The 12,142-nt window shown below is 68.8% G+C and carries 12 protein-coding genes and 1 pseudogene; 6 read left to right on the forward strand and 7 right to left on the reverse strand.

The window, feature by feature from the left end; translation table 11 throughout:
• Positions 1-173: 173 nt before the first annotated feature.
• A complete protein-coding gene (locus RTY46_RS09275) occupies positions 174-644 on the reverse strand; it encodes a MerC domain-containing protein (protein ID WP_312707965.1) in 471 nt (156 codons plus the stop codon).
• 32 nt (positions 645-676) lie between these two features.
• Here RTY46_RS09275 and RTY46_RS09280 point away from each other — a divergent pair, with 32 nt between their 5' ends.
• The 6 genes and pseudogenes from RTY46_RS09280 to RTY46_RS09305 all read left to right on the forward strand — a co-directional run bounded on the left by RTY46_RS09280 (position 677) and on the right by RTY46_RS09305 (position 5,115).
• A complete protein-coding gene (locus RTY46_RS09280) occupies positions 677-1,216 on the forward strand; it encodes a DUF2796 domain-containing protein (RefSeq protein WP_312707966.1) in 540 nt (179 codons plus the stop codon).
• Positions 1,213-1,917 (forward strand): ABC transporter ATP-binding protein, encoded by a 705-nt coding sequence (locus tag RTY46_RS09285; protein ID WP_312707968.1) that lies wholly within the window; start codon positions 1,213-1,215, stop codon positions 1,915-1,917. Before RTY46_RS09280 ends, RTY46_RS09285 begins: the two co-directional genes overlap by 4 nt.
• On the forward strand, positions 1,910-3,163 hold the full coding sequence (locus tag RTY46_RS09290) for an ABC transporter permease (RefSeq protein ID WP_312707969.1): 1,254 nt from the start codon (positions 1,910-1,912) through the stop codon (positions 3,161-3,163). The genes RTY46_RS09285 and RTY46_RS09290 overlap by 8 nt, the downstream gene beginning before the upstream one ends.
• A gap of 3 nt (positions 3,164-3,166) precedes the next feature.
• Entirely contained in the window at positions 3,167-3,718 is a 552-nt protein-coding gene (locus RTY46_RS09295; RefSeq protein ID WP_312707970.1) for a DUF3299 domain-containing protein, read from the forward strand.
• On the forward strand, positions 3,708-4,367 hold the full coding sequence (locus tag RTY46_RS09300; RefSeq protein ID WP_312707971.1) for a DUF3299 domain-containing protein: 660 nt from the start codon (positions 3,708-3,710) through the stop codon (positions 4,365-4,367). Before RTY46_RS09295 ends, RTY46_RS09300 begins: the two co-directional genes overlap by 11 nt.
• A pseudogene (locus RTY46_RS09305) lies at positions 4,367-5,115 on the forward strand (hypothetical protein). Before RTY46_RS09300 ends, RTY46_RS09305 begins: the two are co-directional and overlap by 1 nt.
• A 104-nt stretch (positions 5,116-5,219) precedes the next feature.
• Here RTY46_RS09305 and bla read toward each other — a convergent pair.
• From bla to RTY46_RS09335, 6 genes are all read right to left on the reverse strand, one after another.
• Positions 5,220-6,071: a subclass B3 metallo-beta-lactamase gene (gene bla, locus RTY46_RS09310; protein ID WP_312707972.1), complete on the reverse strand. Its 852-nt coding sequence runs from the start codon at positions 6,069-6,071 to the stop codon at positions 5,220-5,222.
• Between the two features lie 157 nt (positions 6,072-6,228).
• Positions 6,229-6,870, reverse strand: coding sequence for a response regulator transcription factor (locus RTY46_RS09315; RefSeq protein WP_312707973.1), 642 nt, complete (start codon positions 6,868-6,870; stop codon positions 6,229-6,231).
• Positions 6,863-7,921 carry an ATP-binding protein gene (locus RTY46_RS09320; protein WP_312707974.1) on the reverse strand — a complete coding sequence of 353 codons (1,059 nt, stop codon included), beginning with the start codon at positions 7,919-7,921 and terminating at the stop codon, positions 6,863-6,865. The genes RTY46_RS09315 and RTY46_RS09320 overlap by 8 nt, the downstream gene beginning before the upstream one ends.
• Positions 7,922-8,046: 125 nt before the next feature.
• Positions 8,047-8,784, reverse strand: coding sequence for an MgtC/SapB family protein (locus RTY46_RS09325; RefSeq protein ID WP_312708052.1), 738 nt, complete (start codon positions 8,782-8,784; stop codon positions 8,047-8,049).
• Between the two features lie 2 nt (positions 8,785-8,786).
• A complete protein-coding gene (mgtA, locus tag RTY46_RS09330) occupies positions 8,787-11,546 on the reverse strand; it encodes a magnesium-translocating P-type ATPase (protein ID WP_312707975.1) in 2,760 nt (919 codons plus the stop codon).
• A 55-nt stretch (positions 11,547-11,601) separates the two neighbouring features.
• Positions 11,602-11,901 carry a hypothetical protein gene (locus RTY46_RS09335; protein WP_312707977.1) on the reverse strand — a complete coding sequence of 100 codons (300 nt, stop codon included), beginning with the start codon at positions 11,899-11,901 and terminating at the stop codon, positions 11,602-11,604.
• Positions 11,902-12,142: the final 241 nt, after the last annotated feature.

Here is a 12,142-nt window from a genome sequence, read left to right on the forward strand (position 1 = left end):
ATCCGGTAGGTGCCAACCTTGGTTGGCACGTTGGGAACGTCCACCAAGGTGGACGGCTACCGCGACTTGCCGCGCCGCGAACCGGTAGGTCCCAGTCTTGCTTGGCACGCCGCCATGATCCGGTAGGTGCCAACCTTGGTTGGCACGTTGGGAACGTCCACCAAGGTGGACGACTACCGGTGCAATGCCCGCCGGTTGAGGATGTGGGCGGTGGCCAGCAGCGCGCCGCCGCAAGCGGTCGCCACGCCGTGCCAGACAAGCGATTCCTTCAACGGCATGTACAGCGACGACGCCAGCAGCGCGACCGCACCGCAGGCCGCCAGCCGCAGCGGCCGCCACTGCTGGTGGCGCCGCCAGCCTGACGCTGTGCTGGCCATGGCTACGGTCGAAGCCACCACGGCGAACACCCATTCCCAGCGCGACATCACCAGCAGCGCGGTCATCGCGCCGTGGGCCGGGTGCTGGAACGACCGCAGGGCCATCATCGCCGCCGGCACGAAGGCCAGCAGCAGGGGCAGGGTGATGCAGTGCGCGGCGCAGGCCAGGGACAGCCAGGCGCCGGCGAGGTCGAGACGGGGGTGCCAGCGTGCCGAAGCTGGCGGGTGGGGCAGTGCCCTTGCGGGCGGCGTGGGGATGTGGTCCATAATGTTACATAGTAACAATTATGGAGTCCCCCATGAAGCGTTCCGTTTTGCTGTTCCTGTTGTTTGCCGCTCCCGCCGTGCACGCACACGACCTGCGCCAGCTCGGCGCCCACGTGCACGGCCAGGCCACGGTCGACCTGGCCGTGGACCAGGGCACCCTTGAACTGGCCCTGCAGGCGCCGGGTATCGGCATCATCGATTTCGAACGGCCGCCAGCCAATGCCACCGAACAGGCGGCGCTGGACGCGGCACTGGCCACGCTCAAGCGCGGCGACTGGTTGACCCTGCCCACCGCAGCGCAGTGCACACCCCTGAAACGTGACGCGCGCGCCGAGGGCTTCGCTGCCGCCGCGTCGGCGAGTGCGAGCACACCGGCCAAACATACGCATGCCGGCCTCAACGCCGAGCTGCGCTACCAGTGCGCCAACCCGGCCGCGCTGCGCGTGCTGGTGCTTGCCCTGCCGAAGGCCTTCCCGAACCTGCACGAGGTCATCGTCAACAGCGCGACGGCGGGCGGCCAGAGCCGCACCGTGCTGACCGCGGACAACCTGCGCGTGGTGCTGGCTCCATGAGCACCGCCGCGGTGATCGCGCTGGAGCAGGTGCGTTTCAGCTATGGCGGGCGCACCGTGCTGGACATTCCGCAGCTTCGCATCGCCGCAGGCAGCAGCGTGCTGCTGCGCGGCACCAGCGGGTCGGGCAAGAGCACCCTGCTGGGCCTGCTGGCGGGCGTGCTGCGGCCCGAACAGGGCGAGGTGGTGGTGGCCGGCACGGCCGTGCACGCGTTGAAGCCTACCGCGCGCGATCGCTTCCGCGCCGATCATCTCGGCGTGATCTTCCAGCAGTTCAACCTGCTGCCCTTCCTCAGTGTGCGCGACAACATTGCGCTGGGCCTGCGCTTCGCGCCCGCGCGCAGCGCACGGGTCGGGCGGGTCGGGCGGGCGCTGGAGGATGAAATCCTCCGCCTGCTGCAGGCCCTGCACCTGGACCCGGACCTGCTGCAGCGCCGGGCCGGCACCCTCAGCGTCGGCCAGCAGCAGCGCGTAGCGGCAGCGCGCGCGTTGATCGGTGGCCCCGCCGTGCTGCTCGCCGATGAGCCAACCTCGGCACTGGATCGCGAAGCGGTTACCGCCTTCCTGCAGCTGATGGCTGCGCAATGTGCCGCGGCCGGTACCACCGTGGTGGTGGTCAGCCATGACGACAGCCTGCAACCGCTCTTCGACCGCGTCGTGCAGCTGCAGGACATCAACCACGCTGGAGCCGCCCATGTTTGAACTTGCCTGGGCCAGCCTGCGCAGCCGTGCGCTGAGCGTGTCCCTGACCGTCCTGGTCATCACCCTCAGCGTGACCCTGCTGCTGGGCGTGGAGCGCGTGCGCGTGCAGGCCCACGAGGGTTTCGCCAGCACCGTTTCGGGCACCGACCTGATCGTCGGCGCGCGCTCGGGGCCGGTGAACCTGCTGCTGTACTCGGTGTTCCATATCGGCGACCCGACCAACAACGTGTCCTGGCAGTCCTACCAGGAGCTGTCGACGCTGCCGCAGGTGAAGTGGGCGGTGCCGCTGTCGCTGGGTGATTCCTGGCGCGGTTACCGGGTGATCGGCACCACCGGCGGCTACTTCGAACACTACCGCTACGGTGCCGGGCACACGTTGGCCTTCGCCGAGGGCACGCCCTTCGATGATCTGTACGACGCGGTGGTCGGTGCCGACGTGGCCCGCGCGCAGGGCGTGCAGGTGGGCGATGAAATGGTGCTCGCCCATGGCACTGCCGCGGTGACCCTGGCCACGCATGCCGACAAACCCTTCCGCATCAGCGGCGTGCTGCAGCGGACCGGCACGCCGGTGGATTCGTCGGTGCTGGTGTCGTTGCCGGCGATCGAGGCCATCCACGTGGACTGGCGCTCGGGCGTGCAGCTGCGCGGGCACAAGGTCGGCGCCGAACAGGCGCGGCACCTGGACCTGACCCCGACCAGCATCACCGCCTTCATGCTCGGCCTGAACTCGCGCATCGCCACGTTCTCGGTGCAGCGCACCATCAATGACTACCCCGACGAGGCACTGCTGGCGATCCTGCCCGGCGTGACCCTGCAGCAGCTGTGGCAGTCGCTGGGCTCGGCCGAGCGGGCGCTGCAGCTGATCAGTGCGATGGTGGTGCTGCTGGGCCTGGTCTCGCTGGTGGCGCTGCTGGTGTCGACCCTGCAGGAGCGCCGTCGCGAGATGGCAGTGCTGCGCGCCACGGGTGCGCGGCCGCGCTACATCGCCAGCCTGCTGGTGCTGGAAGCGGTTGCGACCAGCGGCATGGCCTGCGTGCTGGCGCTGGTGATACTGGTGGTCGCCAGCCTGGCCGGGCGTGGCTGGGCGCTGGCGAATTTCGGTCTGTCGATCACCCATGTCTGGCCGGATCTGCGCGAGCTGGCGTGGGTGGGCGGGGTGCTGGTGCTGAGTGCCGTGGCTGGTCTGGTGCCGGCCTTGCTGGCCTATCGGCGCACCCTGGCCGATGGCCTGTCGGCGGGAGCCTGAGCGATGGGCGCGTGGCTTTCCCTTGCCGTGATCCTGCTGCTGGCCGGCTGCGAACGTCCGGTGAATACCGGTGTGCAGGCCCTGCCGCCGACGCCTGTGCAGGACGGCGCGACAACCCAAGCGGCTGCCGAGCTAGAACTGGACTGGCTGCAGATGATGCCCGCCGACGAACTGGCCGCCCTGGAGCGGGGTGACGGGCCGGAAGTGAAGCACAACGGCAACCGGCGCATGGCCCAGTTCGGCACCTTCCGCACGGTGGATACGGTACTGGACCGCGCCGTGCGCCTGCCCGGTTTCGTGGTGCCGCTGGCCAATGCCAGCGATGGCCGCCTGACCGAGTTCCTGTTCGTGCCGTACTACGGCGCCTGCATCCACGTGCCGCCGCCACCCCCGAACCAGATCGTGCACGTGCGGCTGTCGCGGCCGATCGACATGCCGGACATGTACTCGCCGTTCTTGCTCGCCGGCACGCTGCGCGCCGAGCGCGTGGACGACGATCTGGCCGGTTCGGCCTACACCATGGCAGACCCCGAGTTGAGGCCCTATGAACCGTAACGTCTGTATCCTGGTGCTGATGGTGTTGGCCGGTTGCAGCCGGCCCGGCGGTGATGTGCCCGACGTGGCGGCCGAACCAGCTGCCGCCGCGGCCACGTCCGATGCGGTGAGCATGCCGGACAAGGCCGCGCTGGCCGAGGGCGCGATCACCGCCTGGAACGCGTTGATGCCGGAGGAGGACGCCTTCCTGCGCCCGCCGCCGCAGATCGGCATCGACCGCAGCGGCGGCATGGGTGCGATGTCCGGTGTCGGTGGGCTGATCGATGACACGGGTTCGGGCACGCCGCCAGGCGCGGCCATCGATCACTCCAGACCCGACCGCGCGCAGCAGTTCGGCTCAGCCGCCGTGGTCGACGACGTGGACGGTCGCGAGGTCGAGCTGGACGGCTACGTGGTGCCGTTGGGCATGGATGATGCCGGTGCGGTGAACGAACTGCTGTTCGTGCCGTTCTACGGCGCCTGCATCCACGTGCCACCGCCGCCACCGAACCAGATCATCCATGTGACCTTGGCCAAGCCGATTGCACTGGGCAATCTGTGGGATGCCTATCGGCTGTCGGGCCATCTGCGGATCAGGCGCTTCGAGGCCGACATCGCCAGCGCGTCCTACGATGCGGATGCGGCCACGCTGACGGCGATCGGCAGCTGATGCGGCGCGCGCACTGGCTGGGGGTCGGCGCGGTGGCGCTGCTGGGCGGTGCCGCGCTGCTGGCGTGGCAGCGCTGGGCACCGCAGGTGCGTCCGCCGTCCGTCGCGCTCCCCGCACCGGTGCCCGCGCTGCAGGCCGACATCGAGCGGCACCTGCACGAGGATCGTGCGTTCCGTGATGACGTGGTTTTCCTGCTGGCGGCCACCGTGCGTGGATCGCTGCGTCCCCGCCGAGGCTGGTGTGCTGGCACGGATGGCCAACCGCGCCGCGTTGCCGGTGCTGGGTGGGGTCAGTGCGGTGACCGCGCAGGATCGTCGGCTTGATCGGCCGATCTACCAGTTCGTCCAGCACCGTGCCGACAGCACGGAATGCGGTGCACCGCTGCAGTTGCCCGCCTCGGGGACAGAGCCGCTGCAGGTGAACGTCGAGCAGTACGCGCGCAGCTTCCCCGACAGCTCACGATCCTGCGCACAGCAACGTGCCGCGCGACTTCGGCGGTCGCAGCTTGGTCGAGCGCGCAGGCGATGCCTGCAACAGCGAGGTCTATTCGGTGCTGCCGCTGGGCCCGGGGGACTGGCGCTGCAGCGTGCTGCGGGCCAACGCGCGCGGCCGCGTGCGCGGTGCCTGCGAGAGTGAGCTGCAACGCCAGCGCGGCAGTACCGGCGGCGAGCTGGACATGGCTGTAGGGCAGGGGATGCAGGGGGCGGTCGTCGAGGCCATCGCCGCCTTGCCGGAAGGCTGCCGGTAACCGCTGTCTGCCTTTTGTAGAGTCGAGCCATGCTCGACTGTTGTTTCCAGAGACAGTTGAGCATGGCTCGACGCTGCATAAGCGAAAGTCGAGCAAGCTCGACTCTACCGGGTCAGAGCTGCGTCGAGTTTCCGCTCTGCTGCATCCGCATACTCACCGCAGGTCTTTGCCTTGGCGCCGGCCGCTGCACCCGCCGCGTAGTCCCAGCCACTGCCATCAGGGTGCGGGGTCAGCAGCACGTCGCAGGGCAGCGCGCGCACGGTGGCGAAACTGCGGCGGTAGTCCTCAACCAGGTGTGGGTAGCGCGGGTTGTCCTTCAGGGTGTAGCCCGGTGCGCTGAGGCTGTCGGCGTAGGCAATCTGCACCGGCTTGCCGTCGCGGGTGTCGGTCCAGGTCCAGGCCGTGCTGCCCGGGGTGTGGCCCGGCACGAAATGCGCGGTAAATCGCATGACACCCACGTCGACGGTTTCGCCATCCATGATGATGCGATCAACGTGGGCCGGCGGGAAGGCGAAACGATCGCCGAAGTGCAGGTCATCACTGCCACCGCGGGCCAGCAGCACCGCCGTTTCGGCATTGGCCAGTATGCGCGCGCCAGTGCGGCGCTTGAGTTCGGCTACCGACCCGGCGTGGTCGGCATGGGCGTGGCTGAGCAGGATCACGCGCAGGTCGGCCGGGGCCACGCCGCGCAGCTGCAGGTTGTGCAGCAGGTGATCGGCCATCTGTGGCATGCCGCCATCCAGCAGCACCGCGCCCTGCGGGGTCTGCACCAGCAGCGAGGTGAGGTTGGCGGTACCGATCTGCCATGTGTGGTCGGCAATCTGCAGCGGGGCGATCGGCTGCAGCCAGGAAGGATCAACGGTATAGGCCTTCAGCTGCGGCAGCACCGGTTCGCCGGCAAGGGCGGCCAGCGGCAGGCAGGTGGCAAAGGCGAGGGCAGGAGGCAGCAGGCGCATGCGGAAAGGTCGCGGGTGAAGGTGCAACGACGCTACCACGGCCACTTCTTTTCCCGTTTCGCGTATTGCTCATGGCTTCGATAAGCAAAACCAGTCGAGCACGGCTCGACTCTACAGAAGGCAAGAGCAGTCGAGTATTGCGCGGTAGATGCTCGTGTCATGGCGCAGCGGCCTGCAGGCGGTCGTACATGCGCACCAGGTCGACCAGGGTGCGCGCCTCCATCTTGCGCATCACCTGCGCGCGCCGGACCTTCACCGTGATCTCGCTGACGCCGAGGTCGGCGGCGATCTGCTTGTTCAGGCGGCCGCGCACCACGCCGTCGACCACCTCGCGTTCGCCAGCGCTGAGGGTGTGCCAGCGTGCCTGCAGCTCGCCCAGCGCCTCGCCTTCGCGGCGGCGCTCGCGGTCCAGCGTGATGCCCTTGTGGATGGCGTCGAGCAGCTCCTGGTCGCGGAAGGGTTTGGTCAGGAACTCGATGGCGCCGGCCTTGATCGCGTTGACGCCCATGGCGATGTCGCCGTGGCCGGTGATGAACACCACCGGCAGCTGCAGGCCCAGGTCCGCCATGCTGCGGTGGAAGTCCAGGCCGCTCTGCCCGGGCATGCGCACGTCCAGCACCAGGCAGGCCGGGGCATCGTCGCGCGGGTGGTCGAGGAAGGCCTGGGTAGATGCGAAGGCGCGCACCTGCAACCCCATCGAGGCCAGCAGGTCCTCCAGCGCCGCGCGCACGGACGCGTCGTCGTCGACGACATAGACGATGGGGGCCAGCTCTGTCGGCGGTGTCAGTGGCTTACGCATGGTCATCCTTGCCGGCGGCCGGCAGCTCGAACACGAAACAGGCGCCGCCGCCGGCCGGACGCTCCGCGCGGATCTGGCCACCATTGGCCTCGATCATCGAACGGCTCAGGCTGAGGCCCAGGCCGAGGCCATGGTCCTTGGTGGTCCAGAATGCATCGAAGACGCGGTCCGGCTGCTCGCTGGGCAGGCCGACGCCACGGTCGCGCACGCTCAGGCTGACCTGGCCGCGGCCATCGCGCGCCGTCGCCAGCGCAACACGGCGCTCGGCAGGCGGCAACTGGGCCATCGCATCGACCGCGTTCAACAGCAGGTTGCCGATCACCTGCTGCACCTGTACGGGATCGGCGAAGACCGGCGGCAGGTCGGCATCAAGCAGCAGCGCCACATCCACCTGGTGCTGGTCCAGTTCATTGCGTGACAGGGCCAGCATGTCCTGCACGGCAAGGTTCAAATCGAAGGCGCGGCGTTCGGGCGCGGCGCCCTGGGTCAGGCCGCGGATCCGGGCAATCACGTCACTTGCGCGGTGCGCATCGGACAGGATGCGGGCGATGGCCTGCAGCGCCTTGTCGACATTGGGGGGCGATTGCGCCAACCAGCGCTGGCTGGCCTCGGCGCTGCTGGCGATGGCGGCCAGTGGCTGGTTCACTTCATGGGCGATCGAGGTGGTCAGTTCGCCCACCGTGGAGGCGCGGGCCACCCGCAGCAGGCGCGCCTGGGCCTCCTGCACGGCCGCCTTGGCCGCTTCCATCTTCAGCACCAGCCAGGTGGTGATGCCGATGACCAGCATGCCAATGGTCGAGTTGACCAGGCCGATACGGTAGGTGCCGAAACGGGTGAGAAAGAAGCTCAGGCCGGTGAGTGCGATGCAGGCGGCCGCCAGGATGAGCAGGCCGCGCGGCGCCATCAGGCGCGAGGCGGCGAGGATGACCGCCGCGTAGAAGCAGGCAGCGGCCACGGCATAGTCGGTGACGGTGTCGAGCAGGAAGATCGCCGCCATCACCACGATCAGGGCGAGCAGCGCCAGCGGGCGGCGGGGCGACAGCGACGGCATCGGGGACAGCTCCCTGGCGGGTGGTTGGGGGATGATAAGCGGCGGTGCGGGGAGATGCCCACCGTGGTGGAGCAGGTGGCGGCGCTGAGCGCTCGCCGGGCATGGCCCGGCGCTACCGGGGTGGGTCATTCCTCGAGGCTGGCATTCCAGAACCCCTGCAACACGCCCGGGGTGCCGGCCAGGTTCTCCAGCACCGCATCCAGTTCTGTGGCGTCGACCGAGGTGGCATACAGCACCGCCTCGATCTCCACGTCACGTTCGCCGAACGGCCGCTGGTCCACCGCACGTACCGGGTACTGCGCCTGCTCGAGCAGCAACAGCAGCCGGTCCAGCACCTCGGCCTGCTGCTCGCGCTGGCAGACCACGTTGATCGCGTACGTCGCCTCGCTGAAACCCTGCGCCAGCGGCTGCCGCTGGATGCGGTTGACCACCGGCCGCAGCAGGGTGTTGGCGGCCAGCACTAACACCGCCGCCATCACCGCTTCCGGCAGCAGCTTGACGCCGGCACAGGCGCCGACCGCCGCCGAGCCCCACAGCGTGGCCGCGGTGTTCAGGCCCGAGACCTGCGCACCGTCCTTCATGATCGCGCCGGCGCCGAGGAAGCCGACGCCGGAGATCACGTAGGCGACCACGTGCAGCGGCGAGGGCGGGCCGCCGTACAGATCGTGGAAGCGCACCGCCAGATCGACGAACACCGCCGCGCCGACCGCCACCAGCGTATTGGTGCGCAGTCCGGCGGTGCGCTGGCGCAGCTGCCGTTCCAGCCCGATCGCTGCGCCGAGTACGAAGGCCACGGTCAGGCTCAGCAGCGAGCCGAGCGTGGCACCGGCGTCGAACGGCGGCAGGTTCACCTGCAGGCCCAGCATCACTGCCACCCGTAGCGGCGGATGTAGAGCCGCTTCATCGCCGTGGTCAGCACCGCGTAGCCGAACAGGATCGCCACCAGGAACGGCCAGTAACCCAGCGGCAGGGCCTGCAGCTTGAAGTAGCCGGCAAGCGGGCTCATCGGCAGCAGTACGCCGATGACCATGATCGCCGCAGTCATCAGCAGCAGCGCCGGCGCGGCGATGCTCTGCAGGAACGGCACCTTGGGCGTGCGGATCATGTGCACGATCAGGGTCTGGGTGAGCAGGCCGACCACGAACCAGCCGGACTGGAACAGGCTCTGGTCGGCTGCCGTGCGTGCGTCGAACACATGCCACATCAGCGCGAAACAGCAGAGGTCGAAGATCGAGCTGATCGGCCCGAAGAACACCATGAAGCGCCCGATGTCGGCCGGGTTCCACTTCAACGGCTGGCGTACCAGTTCCTCGTCCACGTTGTCGAACGGGATGGCGATCTGCGAGATGTCATACAACAGGTTCTGCACCAGCAGCTGCAGCGGCAGCATCGGCAGGAAGGGCAGGAACGCCGAAGCGACCAGCACCGAGAACACGTTGCCGAAGTTGGAGCTGGCGGTCATGCGGATGTACTTGAGCATGTTGCAGAACGTGCGCCGGCCCTGGATGACGCCGTCCTCCAGCACCATCAGGCTCTTTTCCAGCAGGATGATGTCGGCTGCTTCCTTGGCGATGTCCACCGCGCTGTCCACGCTGATGCCGATGTCGGCCGCGCGCAGGGCGGGGGCATCGTTGATGCCGTCGCCGAGGAAGCCGACCACCTTGCCCTGCGCACGCAGGTTGCGCACCAGGCGTTCCTTGTGCAGCGGCGTCAGGCGGGCGAACACGCGGTGCTGCTGCAGGGCATGCGCCAGCGAGGCATCGTCCATGCGTTCGATCTGCGGCCCGGTCACGATGGCAGCGACCTCCAGCCCGACCTGGGCGCAGACACGCGCGGTGACCAGTTCGTTGTCACCGGTGAAGACCTTGACCTCTACGCCATGCGCGGCCAGTGCCTGCAGTGCCTGTGCGGTCGACTCCTTGGGTGGGTCGAGGAAGGCTACGTAGCCGACCAGGGTCAGGCCGCACTCGTCGGCCTGCGAATACACCGACTGGCTGGCGGCGGTTTCCTTCATCGCCACGGCCACCACGCGCAGGCCCTGTTCGTTCAGTTCCTCGGTGGTCTGCCGCACCCGCGCCAGCCGCGCAGCGTCCAAGGGCTGGTCGATGTCGCCCTCGCGCACGGTGCTGCACACCGCCAGCATCTCCTCCACTGCGCCCTTGCAGATCAGTTCGTGGTGGTCCTCGCGCTCGGCCACCACCACCGACATGCGGCGGCGCTGGAAGTCGAACGGAATCTCGTCGACCTTGCGGTAGTCCTGCGACAGGCGCAGCGAGCTCTGCAGCTCCACGTGCTCGAGCACGGCACGGTCGAGCAGGTTGATCAGCCCGGTCTGGAAGTGGCTGTTGAGGTAGGCGAACTTCAGCACGTCCTCCGAGTCCTGGCCGAACACATCGGTGTGGCGCTCCAGCGCGATGCGGTCCTGGGTGAGGGTGCCGGTCTTGTCGGTGCACAGCACCTCCATCGCACCGAAGTTCTGGATCGCATCCAGGCGCTTGACGATCACCCGCTGCCGCGACAGCAGCACCGCGCCCTTGGCCAGCGTAGAGGTGACGATCATCGGCAGCATCTCAGGGGTCAGACCGACCGCCACCGACAGCGCGAACAGGAAGGCTTCGGTCCAGTCGCCCTTGCTCCAGCCGTTGATGAGCAGCACGAACGGCACCATCACCAGGGCGAAGCGGATCAGCAGCCAGCTGACACTGTTGACGCCGGCCTGGAACGCGGTCGGCGCACGCTCGGTGGCGGTGCTGCGCTGGGCCAGCGTGCCGAAGTAGGTGTGGTTGCCGGTGGCCAGCACGATCGCCGTGGCCGTGCCGGACACCACGTTCGTGCCCATGAACAGAAGGTTGGCCTGTTCCATCAGGCCGGCCTCGGCGTCACCCGGGCTGGCGAATTTCTCCACCGGCAGCGACTCGCCGGTCATCGCAGCCTGGGCGACGAACAGGTCCTTGGCACTCAGCACGCGGCAGTCGGTCGGGATCATGTCGCCGGCAGAGAGCACGACGTGGTCGCCCGGTACCAGCGAACGGATCGGCAGGTCGAGCAGGCGCGAGGGACGACGGCTGTGCAGCTGCGCGCCGAAGTACTGGTCGGCCAGCTCCGCAGCCTCGGTGCCCGCGCTGCGGCGCAGGACCCGCGAGGTGTTGCCGACCAGCGCCTTCAGCCGTTCGGCGGCACGGTTGGATCGACCTTCCTGCACGAAACGGATGAGCGTGGAGAGCACCACCATCGCCGCGATCACCACCGTGGCTTTGGCGTCCTCGGTCAACCAGGACACCGCCGCCAGCACGCTCAGCAGCAGGTTGAACGGATTGCGGTAGCACTGCCACAGGTGGCGCCACCACGGCAGCGGCTTCTCGTGATCGACTTCATTGGGGCCGAGGCGGGCCAGGCGCTCAGCGGCTTCCTGCGGGCTGAGGCCATCGTTGTGAGAATCCAGTGCGGCCAGCAGGCGGGCATCGTCGAGCCGGGCCAGGGCCAGCAGGCCATCGGTGAGCGCGGAGGGCGCGGCATCTGCCGCACCACGGCCAAAGCCGGCCTCGGGCAGGGCGCGGCGGCGGAAAAGGCTGCCCGCGCGGCGGCTGCGCAGGAAGGCGTTGAACCAGGCGTTGAGCAGGCTCATGGGGTCATCCTCGGAAGTGCCGACCCGGGCGTGCCGGATCGCGGAGTGGCATGGGTCAGGCGCGACGCAGGGCCAGCAGGCACGGCGACCACGGCTGCAGGTGCAGGCGCTGGCTGCCGCCGATGCACAGCGGCTTCATGGCGTCGCGCAGGGGGTGGGGGAGGTGGCGCAGCACGGTGATGCGCTCGCTGATCGGCAGCAGCGACAGCGCGTCGGCGACGACCCGCGGCGAACCGAGCGCCAGCGCATGGGCGAACAGCACCGGGCCGTGCTGCAGCAGGCGGCTGCGCAGGCCGGCGACATCGCGCTCACCGATCAGGCGGCGCAGGCTGATGTAGAGGATCTTGTAGGACATGGGGATGCTCCGGGCAGGCGACGCCCGGGGCCCCCATCACGCGTGCGGACAGGGACCGGCGATGGGCGCCAGCAGAAAACAGGCGGCGGTAGTCGGGGGCGCGGTGCGCCCGGCAGGGTCGGGGTCCATCAGCGTCTCCATCGGTGGGGCCCGTGTGGGCCAGTGGTGCTATTGTCCGCGCGTGGCCGCGCCGGGCCTAGATGCCCGTGGGTAAGCGCGGATATACGTTGGTATAGGGGCG

The organism is Stenotrophomonas sp. (genome assembly GCF_032056425.1).
Lineage (GTDB): Bacteria > Pseudomonadota > Gammaproteobacteria > Xanthomonadales > Xanthomonadaceae > Stenotrophomonas.

Bases quoted from the DNA above. Each gene is read 5' to 3' on its own strand.
- RTY46_RS09275 (WP_312707965.1), bottom strand. From the start codon at position 644: ATGGACCACATCCCCACGCCGCCCGCAAGGGCACTGCCCCACCCGCCA.
- RTY46_RS09280 (WP_312707966.1), top strand. From the start codon at position 677: ATGAAGCGTTCCGTTTTGCTGTTCCTGTTGTTTGCCGCTCCCGCCGTG.
- RTY46_RS09285 (WP_312707968.1), top strand. From the start codon at position 1,213: ATGAGCACCGCCGCGGTGATCGCGCTGGAGCAGGTGCGTTTCAGCTAT.
- RTY46_RS09290 (WP_312707969.1), top strand. From the start codon at position 1,910: ATGTTTGAACTTGCCTGGGCCAGCCTGCGCAGCCGTGCGCTGAGCGTG.
- RTY46_RS09295 (WP_312707970.1), top strand. From the start codon at position 3,167: ATGGGCGCGTGGCTTTCCCTTGCCGTGATCCTGCTGCTGGCCGGCTGC.
- RTY46_RS09300 (WP_312707971.1), top strand. From the start codon at position 3,708: ATGAACCGTAACGTCTGTATCCTGGTGCTGATGGTGTTGGCCGGTTGC.
- bla (WP_312707972.1), bottom strand. From the start codon at position 6,071: ATGCGCCTGCTGCCTCCTGCCCTCGCCTTTGCCACCTGCCTGCCGCTG.
- RTY46_RS09315 (WP_312707973.1), bottom strand. From the start codon at position 6,870: ATGCGTAAGCCACTGACACCGCCGACAGAGCTGGCCCCCATCGTCTAT.
- RTY46_RS09320 (WP_312707974.1), bottom strand. From the start codon at position 7,921: ATGCCGTCGCTGTCGCCCCGCCGCCCGCTGGCGCTGCTCGCCCTGATC.
- mgtA (WP_312707975.1), bottom strand. From the start codon at position 11,546: ATGAGCCTGCTCAACGCCTGGTTCAACGCCTTCCTGCGCAGCCGCCGC.
- RTY46_RS09335 (WP_312707977.1), bottom strand. From the start codon at position 11,901: ATGTCCTACAAGATCCTCTACATCAGCCTGCGCCGCCTGATCGGTGAG.